The organism is Streptomyces sp. NPDC050806 (assembly GCF_055586425.1).
On sequence record NZ_JBVJIF010000006.1, the window covers coordinates 116,125 to 133,190 of the forward strand.

The 17,066-nt window shown below is 72.2% G+C and carries 14 protein-coding genes and 1 tRNA gene; 2 read left to right on the forward strand and 13 right to left on the reverse strand.

What is annotated here, in order from left to right; genetic code table 11:
• Positions 1-303: 303 nt before the first annotated feature.
• From ACZ6WH_RS19840 to ACZ6WH_RS19855, 4 genes are all read right to left on the reverse strand, one after another.
• Positions 304-1,014 (reverse strand): chaplin, encoded by a 711-nt coding sequence (locus tag ACZ6WH_RS19840; protein ID WP_469729712.1) that lies wholly within the window; start codon positions 1,012-1,014, stop codon positions 304-306.
• 135 nt (positions 1,015-1,149) lie between these two features.
• A complete protein-coding gene (locus ACZ6WH_RS19845; RefSeq protein ID WP_361552721.1) occupies positions 1,150-1,383 on the reverse strand; it encodes a chaplin in 234 nt (77 codons plus the stop codon).
• 329 nt (positions 1,384-1,712) lie between these two features.
• Entirely contained in the window at positions 1,713-2,123 is a 411-nt protein-coding gene (locus ACZ6WH_RS19850; protein WP_432857418.1) for a rodlin, read from the reverse strand.
• Between the two features lie 206 nt (positions 2,124-2,329).
• Positions 2,330-2,575, reverse strand: coding sequence for a chaplin (locus ACZ6WH_RS19855; RefSeq protein ID WP_432857416.1), 246 nt, complete (start codon positions 2,573-2,575; stop codon positions 2,330-2,332).
• Between the two features lie 357 nt (positions 2,576-2,932).
• On the opposite strand from ACZ6WH_RS19855, the gene ACZ6WH_RS19860 reads away from it, so the two are divergent.
• Positions 2,933-3,172: a chaplin gene (locus tag ACZ6WH_RS19860; RefSeq protein ID WP_361552730.1), complete on the forward strand. Its 240-nt coding sequence runs from the start codon at positions 2,933-2,935 to the stop codon at positions 3,170-3,172.
• Positions 3,173-3,265: 93 nt separating this feature from the next.
• On the opposite strand, the gene ACZ6WH_RS19865 is transcribed toward ACZ6WH_RS19860, so the two are convergent.
• The 8 genes from ACZ6WH_RS19865 to ACZ6WH_RS19900 all read right to left on the reverse strand — a co-directional run bounded on the left by ACZ6WH_RS19865 (position 3,266) and on the right by ACZ6WH_RS19900 (position 16,330).
• Entirely contained in the window at positions 3,266-3,490 is a 225-nt protein-coding gene (locus ACZ6WH_RS19865; RefSeq protein WP_432857414.1) for a hypothetical protein, read from the reverse strand.
• 653 nt (positions 3,491-4,143) lie between these two features.
• Positions 4,144-5,082: a DUF2382 domain-containing protein gene (locus tag ACZ6WH_RS19870; protein WP_469729713.1), complete on the reverse strand. Its 939-nt coding sequence runs from the start codon at positions 5,080-5,082 to the stop codon at positions 4,144-4,146.
• Between the two features lie 463 nt (positions 5,083-5,545).
• Positions 5,546-5,619 (reverse strand) — tRNA-Thr (locus ACZ6WH_RS19875).
• A gap of 70 nt (positions 5,620-5,689) precedes the next feature.
• Complete coding sequence (locus tag ACZ6WH_RS19880; RefSeq protein WP_469729714.1) at positions 5,690-7,282, reverse strand: alpha/beta hydrolase; 1,593 nt, start codon at positions 7,280-7,282, stop codon at positions 5,690-5,692.
• Positions 7,283-7,575: 293 nt separating this feature from the next.
• Complete coding sequence (locus tag ACZ6WH_RS19885; protein ID WP_469729715.1) at positions 7,576-8,808, reverse strand: DNA polymerase III subunit delta'; 1,233 nt, start codon at positions 8,806-8,808, stop codon at positions 7,576-7,578.
• A gap of 360 nt (positions 8,809-9,168) precedes the next feature.
• Positions 9,169-12,564, reverse strand: a complete 3,396-nt coding sequence (gene tmk / locus ACZ6WH_RS19890) for a dTMP kinase (RefSeq protein ID WP_469729716.1) — start codon at positions 12,562-12,564, stop codon at positions 9,169-9,171.
• A 101-nt stretch (positions 12,565-12,665) separates the two neighbouring features.
• The gene (gene topA / locus ACZ6WH_RS19895; RefSeq protein ID WP_469729717.1) at positions 12,666-15,503 is read right to left on the reverse strand and encodes a type I DNA topoisomerase; all 2,838 of its coding nucleotides are present in this window, start codon (positions 15,501-15,503) and stop codon (positions 12,666-12,668) included.
• 491 nt (positions 15,504-15,994) lie between these two features.
• Positions 15,995-16,330: a hypothetical protein gene (locus ACZ6WH_RS19900; RefSeq protein ID WP_469729718.1), complete on the reverse strand. Its 336-nt coding sequence runs from the start codon at positions 16,328-16,330 to the stop codon at positions 15,995-15,997.
• Here ACZ6WH_RS19900 and ACZ6WH_RS19905 point away from each other — a divergent pair.
• The gene (locus ACZ6WH_RS19905) at positions 16,317-16,667 is read left to right on the forward strand and encodes a DUF2752 domain-containing protein (protein ID WP_469729719.1); all 351 of its coding nucleotides are present in this window, start codon (positions 16,317-16,319) and stop codon (positions 16,665-16,667) included. The two genes, ACZ6WH_RS19900 and ACZ6WH_RS19905, sit on opposite strands and share 14 nt — an antisense overlap.
• Before the next feature lie 88 nt (positions 16,668-16,755).
• Here ACZ6WH_RS19905 and ACZ6WH_RS19910 read toward each other — a convergent pair whose 3' ends face one another.
• Positions 16,756-16,953 carry a hypothetical protein gene (locus ACZ6WH_RS19910; protein WP_469729720.1) on the reverse strand — a complete coding sequence of 66 codons (198 nt, stop codon included), beginning with the start codon at positions 16,951-16,953 and terminating at the stop codon, positions 16,756-16,758.
• Positions 16,954-17,066: the final 113 nt, after the last annotated feature.

Here is a 17,066-nt window from a genome sequence, read left to right on the forward strand (position 1 = left end):
AGGGCGACAAGGACGCCCTGCGCGTCGCGCAGGCAGTTTGGCGTGCCGTACGTACCGCCGCTGTCGTCATGCGTAACGACCCGCTTCCCGCGCGGAAACTGCGGGCCCGCTCCCTTTTTCCCGTACCACTCGAACGACGGGGATTCCGTGGATTTCCCTGCACACCGGCCAGAAGCCCGCCCGGCGTTATGCACACCCATCCATACGGAAATCTGAATTACTTCCCGGCGGTACGGGCAGCCCGCCCACCGCGCCGCCCGGCGCCGCCGCGGAGACCGGGTGGGCGACGCCGGGCAGCGGGATTCAGCGCCCGGCCGTACGCGCCCGGCGGTACAGGATCGCCCCACCGAGCACCAGCGCGGCGCCGGTGCCGGCGGCCAGACCCATCTGCGCCGTACCGGTGTGGGCCAGCTGCGCCCCCATGACCTCGGGCTCGGCGGCACGGGGTGCGGCGGGCCTCTCCTGCTGCGCCGGACGCGTGTGCGTCTCGGGCACGGGGTCCGGTGCGGCCTCCTCGGCGTGCTGCTTCTCACCCGTCGAGGAGTCGCAGCTGTTACCGAAGACGGGGTTCAGCAGACCGACGACGTCCGCGGAGTTGCCGCAGGCGTTGACCGGCACGTCGACGGGCGCCTGGGCGTTGTTGCCCGATCCGACGCCCGGCGAGTTCTGCGCCGAGCCGGTCGCGCTCGCGCCGTTCCCGTCGCTGCTGCCGCCGCCTCCCGCGCGCTGCTCGTGCGCTCCCTGCGCATGCCCGTTGCCGTTGTCGCCGCCCCCGTCACTGGCACAGCCGTTGCCGAAGGCGGGGTTGAGCCCGCCGACCACGTCCACGCTGTTCCCGCAGGCGTTCGCGGGCAGTTCCACCGGCGCTTGGACGGTGTTCCCCGAGAGCACGCCCGGGGAGTTCCCGCTCTCGCCGCTCGCCCCCGCGTCCGCGAACGCGGTGCCTCCGGTCACCCCGAGTACACCGGTGGTGGCCGCGGCGGCGAGGAGACCCTTTGCCAGGACCTGTCGCATTGGTCTTCCTGTCTTCGCTTGCCGTCGCGTAAGGGCCTGCTGCCCGTACGCCCGTAATCACAAGGCGGCCCCGGGGCGCATGGCATGCGTCCCGAGGCCGTCCGGGTCGAACTCGCACCAGCGTGCGTGCGGACGTCAGTCGTTGACGCAGGTGTTGCCGAAGGCGGGGTTCAGCAGGCCGATGACGTCGATGGTGTTGCCGCAGACGTTCACGGGGATGTGAACGGGAATCTGGGCGACGTTGCCGGACAGCACGCCCGGCGAGTTGTTGGCGGCACCGCTGGCACCCGAGTCGGCGAACGCCGGCGCGGCAACGCCCGCAGCCATCAGCGTTCCAGCGGCGACCGCGGCGACCTTCGTGTACTTCACTTTCAGCCCTTTCTGCAGCGGAGTACGAAACGGTCACGACCTTCGTGCCGCACGAGCGCTATCCAGATCGCCCGTAACTACGCTGCCGTGACTGGTAACGAGCACCCCGGAGAATCGAAACCACATCTCCGGAACTTTCCCCGGAACACCCCCTAATGACCCAACGACTCGGCCTGAAGGAATGCTTGTAAGAATTTCCTCCGGCCGCCTCTCCGGTACTCAACTCGGTTGATACGACCGGTACTCGGTGCGGGTTTTCGGAGACGCGGAAAGGCCCGGACCGCCCAGGAGGAGAGGACTGGCGGTCCGGGCCTTCACAGCCGTTGTGATCAGCCGTTGCCGGAACCGTTGGCCGACAGCACCGGAACACCGTCCACGATGTGCGACAGCGGCTCGTCGCCCTTGTTCTGCGACGAGTTGTCGGTGCACTGCTGGTTCTGCGGGTTCGACAGGACGTTGATGTCCTGGACGGCGATCGGCACCAGGCCGACGAGCGCGCCGACGTTCGCCTTGAGCGGCAGACCGACACAGGGCTTGTTCAGCGTGCCCTGGACCAGTCCGAGCTGCGTGCTCATGTGACCGGCAGTCGTCTGGTTACCGAACGACGTCGAGGCGCCGTTTCCGCTCGCGTTCGTGGCACCTCCGTCGTCACCGAGCGCCAGTGCCTGCGGAGCAGCCGCCGCCGACATACCCACAATGGACGCCGCCACGGCACCCGTGGCAAGAACCTTCTTGAACACGATTCACCCTTCTCAATACGGAATGCCCGTAGTCGGAGCGAACTGGACAACGGGACCGGGTGAGTTTGGTTGCGTGCTGTCACTCGAATGAACGTGGAACGGCGCGGCGCCCTGACGCCCGCAAGGACATCAGGTCACCGCGCCGCAGGAAAACGGTCCGCAGCCGTGCCGCCGGTCGGCTCAACTCCCGCCGCCCGGCGCTCCCGTCACTGGTTGACGCAGGGGTTGCCGAAAACCGGGTTGAGCGCACCGATGACGGTGGCGGTGTTGCCGCAGGCGTTCACCGGAATGTGAACGGGGGCCTGGACGAGGTTCCCGGAACCGACGCCCGGGGAGTTCTCGGCGGCGCCGAACGCACCCGAACCGGAGGTGGCGGAGGCCATACCGGATGCACCGAGTACGGCGGCCCCGGCCACGGCGGTGAGCAGGGCGGTCTTGGCAACGCGCGACATAGCAGTACCTCTTCACTGAACAGCGGACAGTAACGTCGGCTTCGATTTCCGTCGCCCAGTTGGGCTAACAAACCGATCAACGCATCAACAGGTCGACGGGTGCGGTTTCGATCGGGTGAATCGCTGGTCAGGTGTGCGGATCGCAACACGCCGAAGGTGCTCTCGGGCAAGCGTTGCGCGCTCCCGCGTGCCGCACCGGCCAGAATTCGGAGCGCAGTCGGTCGGCCCCGCACATTCAGCGCATTGAGCCGATCGAAGGTTTATCGGTGGCTGCCCGTAGCCGATCGACCGGAACTGCGTTCAGCACGGTGCGGCGCCCGTCCGGAGCCGCGGTAACCATCCCTGGAGGGATTCCCCATGAAGAATGCCCACAAGGCCGCTCTGGTCCTGGCTGCTGCCGGCCTCGCCACGGGTGCCGCTTCCGGTGCCGCGCTGGCCGACAGCGGTGCTTCCGGTGCCGCCGTCGGTTCGCCCGGTGTGCTTTCCGGCAACGCCGTCCAGGTTCCGGTGCACGTTCCGGTGAACGTCTGCGGCAACACCATCAACGTCATCGGTCTGCTGAACCCCGCCTTCGGCAACACCTGCGTGAACGACTGACGTTCGCGCGACGGCAGGAACGGCGGAAGGGCCCCGCGGGAGCGAGGCCCTTCCGCTTTCCGTTTCCCCCGTGACTACCGGCGCGCTCCTCCGTCAGAGAAGGATTCCGCCGAGATTGACGACGTCGTTGTCGGAGTAGTAGTGGTTGTGGCCCCAGCCACCCCAGCAGCTGCCGAACCAGCAGGGCCCGGCCGCCGAGACGGATGTCGGTGCGGCAGCAGCCTCCTGCGACTGCGCCGAGGCCACACCTGAGAGCGGGACAACGGCTGCCGCGGTGAGCGCGGCGGTGGCGGCGAAGCGTCCGATGAACTTGCGCATGGTTTCTCTCCTTTTGCGCAGAAGTGGGACACAAAAATGATTACAGCCGCGTCCGGCCCGGCGCTCGCCCAGCCCTACTAATAACCCCGGTGGGGGAATCCGGCGGCCGCATTCTCGCGTCCCTGGCACCCCGGCGTTACGGTGCCCCGCGAGCCGCAGTCGTTTGATTATTCAATCGAACGGCCGAATGCGGCACCCGGTCGGCCGACCGGCCCGGAAAAAGAAAAATTCCCGCAGAACCGGGGCGCGGGGCGCCGGCGAGGGGTCGCCGCCGGGAACGTGAGTCGGCTCCGGCGGCGACCGTGCGCGAGAAGGCGTGGCTCCCCGTCCGCGTCTTCTGGCGCTGGTTTCGCCCGTCACCGGCCGCCGGGAGCGCGGGAATGACCCCGGCGGGACAAGTCCGGGAGGGCGGGGCCGGAAGACCGCGACGTCGCCGCAGACTCAGCGGATCTCCGGCCGCTCATGGGCCCGGATGACGATCTCGGGGGCTCGGAGATCCATGGCTGCACGCCGTACCGGTACGCGCTGTTCCACCTGCCGGTACGGAACTTCCGTACGGTCCGAGGCTAGAACCTCCACCCCGCCGCCGGACAGCCTCATTCACGACAGCCTGCCGCTGCCCGGCCCGCAGCCCGGCCGGGCAGCCGCATCACTCAGCGCTCGCGCTCCTCGGGCGGGTCCGTCCGAGGGGGTTCCTCGGCCCGACCGGTGCGCTCACGCTCCCCGGGCAGGTCGGTCTCCCCGGGCAGGTCGGTCTCGATCCGCTCCTTACGGACCTCGCCCCGGACGGTCTCCTCGTCGGTGCGCTCCTCGGTCGTCAGACGGACCCGCTCCACCGGTACGGCCTCGGTCTCCACCACCGGCCGCTCCTCGTGCAGCGTCACCTCGTGCTCGGCCTCGGTGATGTCCGGGCCGGCCATCGCCGCGTCACGGTTGGCCTCGGTGATCGGTTCCCGCTCGATACGGGCCTCCTCGCGCCGCACCGGAACGGTCCGCTGGACCTCCTCGGTGACCACGTACTTGCGCAGCCGCGCCCGACCGGCCTCCCTGCGCTCGGTACCGGTGCGCAACCGCTCCTCGGAACGGGTCATCGCATCGTCCGCGGGCTCTCCCGGGACCGCGGGCCCGGCGGCAGCGGGTTCTGCGGCCGTGGGCTCCTCGGCGATGGCTCCCGGTGCCGAGGTCATGGGCCTGTCGGACCGCTCTTCGTCCGGCCGGCCGGTGTCCGCGCGCAGGCCTTCCTCCGGCTGCCCGGAACGCTGCTCCGCGGCCTCGTCGACGAGGCCGTAGTGCACGAACAGCCGTTCCTCATCGGACTGGGACAGATGGCCGCCGGCGTCCACGTCGACGTGCGGGGCGTCCTTGATCGTGCTCTTGGGGTACGGAACCTCCAGGTGATCCTCCACGACGGTGGCTTCCAGGGTGGGCACGAAGGTCTCCTTCGTGCCGAACAGACCGGTCTTGACGGTGACCCAGTCGGGCCGGCCCGTGAGGTCGTCGAAGAACACGTGCTTGGCGTCGCCGATCTTGTTCCCCTCGGCGTCGTAGACCGGGTGCTCCAGCACTACGGGTATCTGGTCCTGGGTGATCACTTTCACCCTCCTCGGCTTGGCGTGACCGCATCCGCGTAGCCGGAGCCGCAGGCCGGAAACCGGACCGCGCGGACCGAAGCAGCCACTTCCGGAACCGCCGTTCCGCCGCTTTCCCGGCCTGGCGCGCGCGGCGCCGACGGGGTGGCCGCGCGCGTGCCACCGGTCGCTCCATCCGCCCAGCTCGGACGCTTCCGGCCGCCCGGAGCCGTCGGCCCCCGGCAGCGCCTGTCTACGCGAAGCCGCACGACGGGAAGCCCACGTGGGGCCTTGTGCACGGACAGCAAGGCCCACTTCCCCGGCCGCCAGTTGCCGCGGGCCCGAGTCCCCCGACACGACCTGCCGGACCGGACCTCCCGCCCCCGGACCCCACGCGGCCCGACCACGGACCGGCTCAGACCCCGCACCGCCCCCCCGCACACAGCAAAGGGCCAGGTCAGAAGCTTCTGACCTGGCCCTTTCACGGAGCCGCCTAAGGGAATCGAACCCTTGACCTACGCATTACGAGTGCGTCGCTCTGGCCGACTGAGCTAAGGCGGCGTGGTGCGCGGCCCAGTCTACACATGGCGGAGGGGTGGTTCGTAATCGCCTTTGGGGGCGGGCTCCGAGGTCAGGAGCAGCGCTTGTTCTTGGCCGGCGGGGTGCCTTCCAGGAGGTAGGTGTTCACGGCGGTGTCGACGCAGTCGCTGCCGCGGCCGTACGCGGTGTGGCCGTCGCCCTCGTACGTCAGCAGGCGGCCCGAGGAGAGCTGGGAGGCCAGGCCGCGGGCCCAGGGGTACGGGGTCGCGGGGTCGCGGGTGGTGCCGATGACCATGATCGGGGCCGCGCCCTTCGCCTCGATGCGGTGCGGCTCTCCGGTGGCCTTGGCGGGCCAGTACGCGCAGTTCAGCGGGGACCACGCGAAGTTGTCGCCGAAGACCGGGGAGGCCTTGCGGAAGGCGGGGAGCGCGGCCTCGACCTGGGCGGGCGAGGAGAAGGCGGGCGGGAGGTCGAGGCAGTTCACCGCGGGGTTGGCGAACATCTGGTTGGCGTAGCTGCCGTCGGGGTCACGCTCGTAGTAGGAGTCGGAGAGCGCGAGCAGGCCGCTGCCGTCGCCCTTCTTCGCCTTGCCGAGGTACTCGCGGAGCAGCGGCCAGGCCGTCTGGTCGTACATGGCGGCGATGACGCCGCTGGTCGCCAGGGACTCGGTGAGCTTGCGGGAGTCGCCCGTGGCGACGGGGTGCGCGTCCACCTGCCGGAAGAAGGCGGAGAGCTGCTTGCCCGCGTCCGCGGTGCTCTTGGTGCCCAGCGGGCAGTCGCGCTTCTTGATGCAGTCGGCGGCGAAGGAGGTGAAGGCGGTGTTGAACCCGGCGGTCTGGTCCTCGTTGAGCTGCCGCGAGGTGAGCGAGGGGTCCATCGCTCCGTCCAGGACGAGCCGGCCGACGCGGGACGGGTACAGGCCCGCGTACGTCGCGCCGAGGAAGGTGCCGTACGAGGCGCCCACGTAGGTCAGCTTCCGGTCGCCCAGGACGGCCCGGAAGATGTCCATGTCGCGCGCGGCCTCGACGGTCGAGACGTGGCCGAGCACCTTGCCGGAGCGGGCCTTGCAGCCGTCCGCGAAGGTCTTGAAGGCGGTGGTGAGCTTCTGCTGCTCCGCCTTGTCGTCCGGGGTCTGGTCGACCTGCGTGTACGCGTCCATCCGCTGGTCCGAGAGGCAGCGCACCGGCTCGCTGCGGGCGACGCCGCGCGGGTCCATCGCGACCATGTCGTAGCGGGCCTTCACGGCGGCCGGCTCCGGCGCGTACTGCTGGAGGTAGTTGATCGCGGAGGCGCCGGGGCCGCCCGGGTCGACCATCAGGGAGCCGAGCCGCTTGCCGGGACCGGTGGCCTTCTTGCGGGAGACGGCAAGCTTCAGGTCGGTGGCGCGGCTGGGCTTCGCGTAGTCGAGGGGGGCCTTGAGGGTGGCGCACTCGAAGCCCTTGGGGCCGCAGGAGCGCCAGGCCGGCTTCTGGTCGTAGTACGGGCGCAGCGCCGCCGGTACGGCCGCGGGCAGCGGATCGAGGACCTTGGTCGCCTTGTCGCTGTCCGGGCGCGCGTCGGGGCCGTTCTGTGCCGGGGAGGCGACGGTGTCGCCTCCCTTGCTCGCGGACGAGCTGCAGGAGACGAGTAGCGCGGCGGCCGCGAGCACGGCGCCGGAGGTGCGAAACAGACGGCTGGTGTCCATGGGGCGGTCCCTCGGTCGGCGGCGGTGGCGGCGCTCGGCTCGTGACTGTTCGTGACCAATGGTGACAGTTGGCGACAGCTCTGGGGAGCGTATCCGTACCGGTGCGCCCGTGCCCGGCCTATTGCCCTCGTCCGAGTGACTTCAGCCGCTTGGTGGGCACGGCTCGGCCAAACCGGCGGGGTGCCGGTGGCCGAAGAGGCCGGGCGAGCTGGACGGGTGCCCGGTGGCCGAGGGGGCGCTCCGGCAGCCCACCGGCGGGCACGCGGGACTCGGTGGGCGCGGGTCGGGGCCGGTCAGCCCGCTCGCAGGGCGACGGTCATGGCTTCGACGGCGAGGAGCGGGGCCACGTTGCGGTCCAGCGCCTGGCGGCAGGCGAGCACCGCTTCTATGCGGCGCAGGGTGCGCTCGGGCGTGGAGCCGGTGGCGATGCGCTGGACGCTGTCCCGTACGTCCTCGTTGGCCAGCTCGGCGGCGGTGCCGAGCTGGAGGGCCAGGACGTCGCGGTAGAAGCCCGTCAGGTCGCTGAGGGCGAGGTCCAGGCTGTCGCGCTGGGTACGCGTGGAGCGGCGCTTCTGCCTGTCCTGAAGGTCCTTCATCACGCCCGCCGTACCGCGCGGCAGCCGCCCGCCGGTGCCGGCCGCTGCGCCCAGCGCGGCCCGCAGCTCCTCGGTCTCCTTGGTGTCGACCTCCTCGGCGACCTGCTTGGCATCCTCCCCCGCCGCGTCGATCAGCTCCTGTGCGGCCTTCAGGCAGCCGCCGATGTCGTCGACCCGGAGCGGCAGCTTGAGGACGGCGGCGCGGCGGGCACGGGCGCGCTCGTCCGTCGCCAGCCGGCGGGCCCGGCCGATGTGCCCCTGGGTGGCGCGGGCCGCGGCAGCGGCGGCGGTCGGCTCGATGCCGTCGCGCCGCATCAGCATGTCGGCCACGGCCGACGTGGCGGGCGTCCGCAGCGTCAGCAGGCGGCAGCGCGACCGGATGGTGGGCAGCACGTCCTCGATGGAGGGCGCGCAGAGCAGCCAGACCGTACGCGGCGCGGGCTCCTCGACGGCTTTCAGGAGGACGTTGCCCGCGCCCTCGGTGAGGCGGTCGGCGTCCTCCAGGACGATCACCTGCCAGCGTCCGCCGGCCGGTGACATGGAGGCCCTGCGGACCAGGTCGCGGGTCTCCTTCACACCGATGGACAGCAGATCCGTACGGACCACCTCGACATCGGCGTGCGTCCCCACCAGCGCGGTGTGGCAGCCGTCGCAGAAACCGCAGCCGGGGGTGCCGCCCAGCGCGCGGTCCGGGCTCACGCACTGCAGCGCCGCCGCGAAGGCGCGGGCCGCGGTGGACCGGCCCGAGCCGGGCGGGCCGGTGAAGAGCCAGGCGTGCGTCATCCTGGACGCGCTCATGGAGGCCGGCGCGGCCTCCGGCGCAGCGTCGCCCATCTCCTCGGCCGTGACCAGGGCGTCGGCGTCGCGCGCCGCGGCGGCGAGCTGATCCGTCACCCGCTCCTGGCCCACCAGGTCGTCCCACACCGCCATTGCCGCTCCGCCGTCCTGTCCGTGTCTGCCGTGCCGTCGCCGTACCGTGCCGTTGCCGTACCGCCGCCGCGCGCCTCCCGGCACGCCGCCGTCCCCGTGCCGTCGCCGCGCCCGGTCGGTCCGTCGCGTTCCATTGTGGTGGACGGCACCGACACTCCCGACCGCCTGTGGAAAACCTCCGGGGGGCGGCAGTATCCACAGGCATCCACTGGCGGCATCGCGGCATCGGCGGTCCGACAGCTCCCCTGCCCCACGCACCGCCGCCCGCAACAGCGCCGGAGCCCGCACCCGCACCCGCACCCGAAAACGCCACCGGCCCCCGGCACGTACACGTACCGAGGGCCGAGAGGCGGGGGAGGATCAGCGGCGGCCGCGGCGGCCGCGCTGCTCCTCCTCTTCCGTGTCGCGCGGGCCGAGCAGCTCGTCCGCGAGGGTCGGGAGGTCGTCCAGCGGGGTCTCCTCGGCCCACTCCGGGCGCCGGCGGCCGGCCGGCCGCGCCTGCTGCTCGTACTGCGGGTGCGGCTGCTGCGGCGCGTACGACTCGTACGGCGACTGCCCGGTGGGCCGGCCGGTCGCCGGGTCGATCTGCGGCAGCTCGGCAGTGCGCTCGGTGCTCGACTCGGCCGCCGGCCGTCGCGTGCCGCCCTCCTCCGGGCGGAACATCCACGACGGCACCCGGTCCTCCGGGCCCTCGGGGCGCACGGGCGGCAGGACGGCGGTCTCATCGGCCGCACGGCTCCGCTCCGCCTCCTCCGGCCGCACGGGCGGCAGGACGGCGGTCTCATCGGCCGCACGGCTCCGCTCCGCCTCCTCCGGCCGTACGGACGGCAGGACGGCGGTCTCGTCGGCGGCGCCGGAGCCCGCGGGGGACGTCCGGCGGCCGGGCTCGGGCCGGTCGTCGTCCGGGGCCACCTCGGGCTGCGGGAGCACCGCGGTCTCCTCGGGGTCGGAGCCGGGCCGGGCGTCCCGGTCACCGGTTTCCGCACCGGAGCGGGGCGCGTTCCCGGAGCCGAGCGCCGCCTCCTTGTGCATGTCCACCCGCGGCGTCCCACCGGGCACGGTCTCCGCCGCGTCCGAAGCGGAGCCCGGCGCGTCCTCCAGGTACTCCTTGCGCATGCTGAAGACCGGCGTCTCGGTGGTCGGCGCGTCGGCGTCGTGGACGCCCTCGGCCGCCGAGGCCGCGGCGAGCCGCGCCTGCTCGGCGCGGAGCAGCGCCTCCTCCGCCTTGCGCTGCTTCTCCAGGCGGCGCTCCTCGGCCTCCTGGCGGAGCCGCTTCTCCTCCTCGTGCTGCCGGCGCAGCCGCTCCTGCTCGGCCTGGCGGGCGGCCTCCTCGGCCTCCCGGCGCCGGCGCTCCTCCTCGGCCTGGCGGCGGGCCTCCTCGGCACGCTGCCGGGCCTCCTCCGCCTGCCGCGCGGCCTCGCGCGCCTTGGCGGCCTCGATCTCGCGGCGCTTGCGCTCCTCCTCCTCGGCGCGCAGCCGGGCGAGCTGCTCCTGGCGCTCGCGCTCCTGCCGCTCCTCCTCGGCCTTGCGCGCGGCCTCTTCCTCGGCCTTCCTGCGCGCCTCCTCCTCGGCGGCCTTGCGCGCCTCGGCCTGGGCCTCGACCTCGCTCTCGGACAGCGGCAGCACCTGGTCCAAGCGGTGCCGTACGACCGTGGTGACGGCCTCGGGCTCCTGCCCGGCGTCCACGACCAGATAGCGCGCCGGGTCGGCGGAGGCGAGCGCGAGGAAGCCGCTGCGCACCCGCTCGTGGAACTCCGCCGGCTCGGACTCCAGCCGGTCCGGCGCCTCGGTGAAGCGCTCGCGCGCGGTCTCCGGGGAGACGTCCAGCAGGACCGTGAGGTGCGGGACGAGGCCGTCGGTGGCCCAGCGGGAGATGCGGGCGATCTCGGTGGGGGCGAGGTTGCGGCCCGCGCCCTGGTACGCCACCGAGGAGTCGATGTACCGGTCGGTGATGACGACGGCGCCGCGCTCCAGGGCGGGCCGGATCACGCTGTTCACGTGCTCGGCGCGGTCCGCGGCGAACATCAGGGCCTCGGCCCGGTCGGACAGGCCGCTCGTGGAGACGTCCAGGATGATCGAGCGCAGCCGCTTGCCGATGGCGGTGGCGCCCGGCTCGCGGGTCACCACGACCTCGTGGCCCTTGGCCCTTATCCAGTCGGCGAGCGCCTCGACCTGGGTGGACTTGCCGGCCCCGTCGCCGCCCTCCAGGGCGATGAAGAAGCCGGTCGACGCCGGGGCCTGCTCCGGGTCGCCGCCGCGCAGCGCCTCGCGCAGGTCGCGGCGGAGCGGTACGCCCTGCCGGTCGTCGGTCTTGCCCAGCACCCACGCGGCGACCGGCAGCAGCAGCGCGCCGACGAGCATGAGCGTGAACGCGGCGCCGCCGTGCGCGAAGACGAACGAGCCGTTCCCGAGGTGGTGCGGGCCGATGCCGGCGGCCAGCAGCGGGCCGATGATCGCGGCGGGCGCGACGGCGAGCCGTACGACGGCGTGCAGGTGCTCGGTCGTACGGGAGGTACGGAACTCCTCGGCCTCCTGGTCGAGGAGGACGTGCCCGGTGTTGGCCGCGACACCGGCGCTCACCCCGGCGAGCAGCGCCAGCAGCAGGACCGTGGTCGGGTCGGGGACCAGGCCCATGGCCAGCAGCGCGAGGCCGGTGACGGCGACCGAGAGGGCGAGGAGCCGGCGGCGGGAGAAGCCGGGCAGGATCTTGCGGGCCCTGCGGATGCCGACGACCGGGCCGCCGCTCAGTGCCAGCACGAAGAGGCCGAAGCCGACCGGGCCGCCCCCGAGGTCGCGCACGTGCAGGACGCTGACGGCGACGGCGGCGGCGATCGCGGCGGCCACCGCCGCGCAGGCCAGCACGAGGAGCGGGATCGCGCCCGTGCGCCCCTTGTCGACGTTGGTGCCGCTCTTGGGGCGGCGCAGCCCCTCCAGGGGCGAGCGCGGGCGCGGCGTACGGGAGCCGGGGAACGCGAGGAAGTACAGGATCGAGACGGACGCGGCGAACAGGCCGGCGGCCACGTACGAGCCGAGGGCCGCCTGGTGGGTGTGGAACCACTCGATGCCGGCGCCCAGGGCGTTGCCGATGAGGGTGACGACCAGGAGGCCGGCGGCGGCGATGGGCAGCGACACGAAGCCCGTGCGCAGGAAGAGCCGGCGCAGCGCGTCGTGGTGTTCCGGCTGCGGTCTCACGGCGTCGCCCTCGGCGGGAGGCGCGGGCAGCAGCCCGGGCGCCGCGCTCTCTCGGCACACCGTCCAGAAGCGCTCGGCGACGCCGGTCACGAAGGCCGTGATCAGCACGCAGGCCAGGGCGTTGCCCGGGAGCCAGTCGATCCACAGGGGGGCGACGATCAGCGCCAGGGCACGTACGCCGTCCGCGGCGATCATCGTCCAGCGACGGTCCAGCGGGCCGTCGGGGGCGGTCAGCGCGGAGAGCGGGCCGAGCAGCACGGCACCGAAGAGCAACGTCGACAGCAGGCGGGCACCGAAGACGGCGGCGACCGCGAAGGCCGCGCCCCGGTATCCGCCACCGAAGGCCGCGGCGCCTCCGTGGGGGGTGAAGACCGCCGCTTGAAGCGCGAGCAGCACCAGGACCAGTACGCCGAGGGCATCACCGATGCCACCGACGAACTGGGCGCTCCACAGCCGTTTGAGGGGAGGGAAGCGCAACAGGGCTCGCACGGCGCGCTCGCGGGAATCCGCGGCGAGGGCGCCGGATGTGGGGGTCACGACCGTTGGCTGCTCGGTACGCGTCATTCCGCCAGCCTAGCGGGACCCGGTGACACACCGGGTCCCTGCCCGAACATAGGAGCGGACCTGGCGGTCCTGCTCCGAGGGACGCCCGCCGGGCGCCGGCCTCATTCGCCGGACGGGCTGGTTTTGGCCGTCTTCTTGGCCGCGGTCTTCTTCGCGGTCGTCTTCTTCGCGGTCGTCTTCTTGGCCGTCGTCTTCTTCGCGGCCGTCTTCTTGGCGGCGGCCTTCTTCGCCGGCGCCTTCTTGGCCGTCGTCTTCTTCGCCGCGGTCTTCTTCTTGGCCGGACCCTTGGCGCGCTTCTCGGCGAGCAGCTCGTACCCGCGCTCGGGAGTGATCGACTCGACGTCGTCGTCCCGCCGCAGCGTCGCGTTGGTCTCGCCGTCGGTGACGTACGGGCCGAAGCGGCCGTCCTTGACCACGACCGGCTTCTCGCTGACCGGGTCGGTACCCAACTCCTTCAGCGGCGGCTTGGCGGCGGCCCGCCCGCGCTGCTTGGGCTTGGAGTAGATCTCCAGCGCCTCGTCGACCGTGATGGTGAAGAGCTGCTCCTCGCTCTCCAGGGAGCGCGAGTCCGTGCCCTTCTTCAGGTACGGGCCGTAGCGGCCGTTCTGCGCGGTGATGTCCACGCCCTCGGCGTCCTGGCCGACCACCCGCGGCAGCGACATCAGCTTCAGCGCGTCCGCGAGGGTCACGGTGTCCAGGGACATCGACTTGAAGAGCGAGGCCGTGCGCGGCTTGACCGCGTTCTTGCCGGTCTTCGGGGTGCCGTCGGGCAGGATCTCGGTGACGTACGGGCCGTACCGGCCGTCCTTGGCCACGATCTGGTGGCCGGACTCCGGGTCCGTGCCCAGCTCGAAGTCGCCGCTGGGCTTGGCCAGCAGCTCCTCGGCGAACTCCACGGTCAGCTCGTCGGGCGCCAGATCGTCCGGCACGTCGGCGCGCTGGTGGTTGTCGGTGTCCTTCTCGCCGCGCTCCACGTAGGGGCCGTAGCGGCCCACCCGGAGGACGATGCCGCTGCCGACCGGGAAGGAGGACACCTCACGGGCGTCGATCGCGCCCAGGTCGGTGACCAGTTCCTTCAGGCCGCCCAGGTGGTCGCCGTCGCCGTTGCCCGCCTCGGAGGCGGCGCCCTCGGCCTCGCCCTCGCCGAAGTAGAAGCGGCGCAGCCACGGCACGGACTGGGCCTCGCCGCGCGCGATGGCGTCGAGGTCGTCCTCCATCTTGGCGGTGAAGTCGTAGTCGACGAGCCGCCCGAAGTGCTTCTCCAGGAGGTTGACCACGGCGAAGGACAAGAAGGACGGCACCAGGGCCGTGCCCTTCTTGAAGACGTAGCCGCGGTCCAGGATGGTGCCGATGATCGACGCGTACGTCGACGGACGGCCGATCTCCCGCTCCTCCAGCTCCTTGACCAGCGTGGCCTCGGTGTAGCGGGCCGGCGGCTTGGTGGCGTGGCCGTCGACCGACATCTCGCGGGCGGTCAGCGGGTCGCCCTCGGCGACCTGCGGCAGCCGGCGCTCGCGGTCGTCCAGCTCGGCGTTCGGGTCGTCGGCGCCCTCGACGTACGCCTTGAGGAAGCCGTGGAAGGTGATGGTCTTGCCGGACGCGCTGAACTCGGCGTCCCGGCCGTCGCTCGCCGTGCCGCCGAGCTTGACGGTGACGCTGTTGCCGGTGGCGTCCTTCATCTGCGACGCGACGGTGCGCTTCCAGATCAGCTCGTACAGCTTGAACTGGTCGCCGGTCAGGCCGGTCTCGGCGGGCGTACGGAAGCGGTCGCCGGAGGGGCGGATCGCCTCGTGCGCCTCCTGCGCGTTCTTGACCTTGCCCGCGTAGGAGCGCGGCTTCTCCGGGAGGTAGTCGGCACCGTAGAGCTGCGTGACCTGCGTACGGGCCGCCGCGATGGCGGTGTCCGACAGCGTCGTGGAGTCCGTACGCATATAGGTGATGAAGCCGTTCTCGTACAGCTTCTGGGCCACCTGCATGGTCGACTTCGCACCGAAGCCCAGCTTGCGGCTGGCCTCCTGCTGCAGCGTCGTCGTACGGAACGGGGCGTACGGGGAGCGGCGGTACGGCTTGGACTCGACCGAGCGGACCGCGAAACGCGTGTCCTCGAGAGCCGCGGCCAGCGCGCGGGCGTTCGCCTCGTCCAGGTGCAGGACCTGGTCGCTCTTGAGCCGGCCGTCGGCGCCGAAGTCGCGGCCCTGGGCCACGCGGCGGCCGTCGACGGTGGTCAGGCGGGCGCCGAAGGTGCCCGGGTCGCTCGCGTCGCCCTCGCGGCCGGTGGCGAAGGTGCCGGTCAGGTCCCAGTACTCGGCGGAGCGGAAGGCGATGCGCTCGCGCTCCCGCTCGACGACGAGGCGGGTGGCGACGGACTGCACACGGCCGGCCGACAGCCGGGGCATGACCTTCTTCCACAGCACCGGCGAGACCTCGTAGCCGTAGAGGCGGTCGAGGATGCGGCGGGTCTCCTGGGCGTCGACGAGCTTCTTGTTCAGCTCGCGCGGGTTCGCCACGGCGTCCCGGATGGCGTCCTTGGTGATCTCGTGGAAGACCATGCGGTGGACGGGGACCTTGGGCTTGAGGATCTCCTGGAGATGCCAGGCGATGGCCTCGCCCTCGCGGTCCTCATCGGTGGCGAGGAAGAGTTCGTCGGACTCGGCCAGCAGCTCCTTGAGCTTTTTGACCTGGTCCTTCTTGTCGCTGTTCACGACATAGATCGGCTGGAAATCGGCGTCGACGTTCACGCCGAGGCGGGCCCAGGACTCGCCCTTGTACTTCGCCGGGACCTCGGCCGCGCCGTTCGGAAGGTCACGGATGTGCCCGACGCTCGCTTCGACGACGTATCCAGGGCCGAGGTAGCCCTTGATCGTCTTCGCCTTGGCAGGCGACTCGACGATGACGAGTCGGCGGCCGCCGCCTTGTGCGGTGTCGCTGGTCGGGGACAACTTCGCTCTTCTCTCCGGTCGACGCTGGGGGGTACCCCGGGACGGAACTCCCGAGGGCGACTCTGCGGTGACGCTGCGGAGTGTGACGGTACATCCCGCCCCCGTGTCAAACGGAAAAAGCCCACAACGCCACTCGAACGGTAACCCGAGTCCAGCCCTTCGTGCCGCCCGGACCACGCTCCGCCGGTCCCGGCACACTGCGTGATCACGTGCCCTACGGGGGCAGCGGAAGGGGCCGCCACGGGGCGCGCCGGGGACCGGCGCGGCACGGAAGGAGACGCTCCGGATGCGGCTCCGTGCACTCCGCCCGGCTGGAACGGAAGGGGTCCGGCGGAAATTCCGTTTCCGGGCCGGCACCGCGCCGGGAAGCGGGTGCCGGACGGCGCAGGACAGGGGCCGGCACCCGGTGCCGGGGCGGCTGGCAGGATGGGTGGCCGGTCACACACTCATACGTCTTCGGGGGCGCCGGCCATGGCGGAGCAGCACGGCGGTCACGCGCACGCGGTACCGGGTGCGGCGACACCGACGGCCCCGCCCGCTCCGGGCGCGTCGCGGACCGCCTCCTCGGGCGCGTCGCCCCACGCCACCTCGGGCGCGCCGTCGCACACCACTCCGGGCGCGTCGCCGGCCGCCCCTTCGGAAGCGTCGCCGTACGCAGCCCCCGGTGAGTCGCCGTACGCGGCACCCAGGGGGCCGTCGTACGCAGCGCCCAGTGGGCCGTCGTACGCAGCACCGGACGGCGGGGAGCCGGCCGGCGGGAAGCCGGACGACCCGCGACGGGTGCGGCGGACGACGCTGCTCGGGGCGGTGGGGGTGACCGGTCTCACCGCGGCGGCCTGCGCGTATCTGTGGCACACCGACCCGCACCGGCCGGGACAGCTGCTTCCGCGCTGCCCGTTCAATGTCATGACCGGGCTGCTCTGCCCGGTGTGCGGGGGCACCCGCATGGCGTACGACCTGCTGCACGGCGACCTGTCCGCGGCGTTCCACGACAACGCGGCGCTGCTGGTCCTCGGGGTGCCGCTCGCCGCCTACGTGGGCGGGCGGCTGCTCTACGAAGGACTGCGGGGACGCCGCTACCGTGTCCGGCCCAGGACACGCACGCTCGCCGTCGCCCTGGTGGTCGCGGTCGTCTGGGGCGTCGTACGGAACGTGACGGGCTGAGGAAGCCGGGAGTGGGGCCGGGGCCGACGGTCGGGCCGGTGCCCTCACGGACTGCCGGGGCAGCCGGCGCTGCCGGACTCCCGGAGCGTCAGGCGACCGAGAGCAGCCAGCCGCCCACCGCGAGGAACAGCGTGCCGAAGAGCGCGGTCATGGTCACCGCGAGCGGGCGGCTGACACCGTGAGCGACCGGTGCGTGGAGGCCGAGGCGCGCCACCAGCCAGAGCAGCAGTCCGCCGCCGAAGAGCGTGAAGGCAGCACCGGAGAACAGCGCGGGTCCACTTTCCATGGCCGCAGCCTGGCAGCCGCGCGCGTCCCCCCGGCGAACGCCGGGTGAACACGCGCGCCCCCTCCCCCGTACGGGCTCCCCACGGCCTCCCCGGGGGCTTCACGTACGCCCCC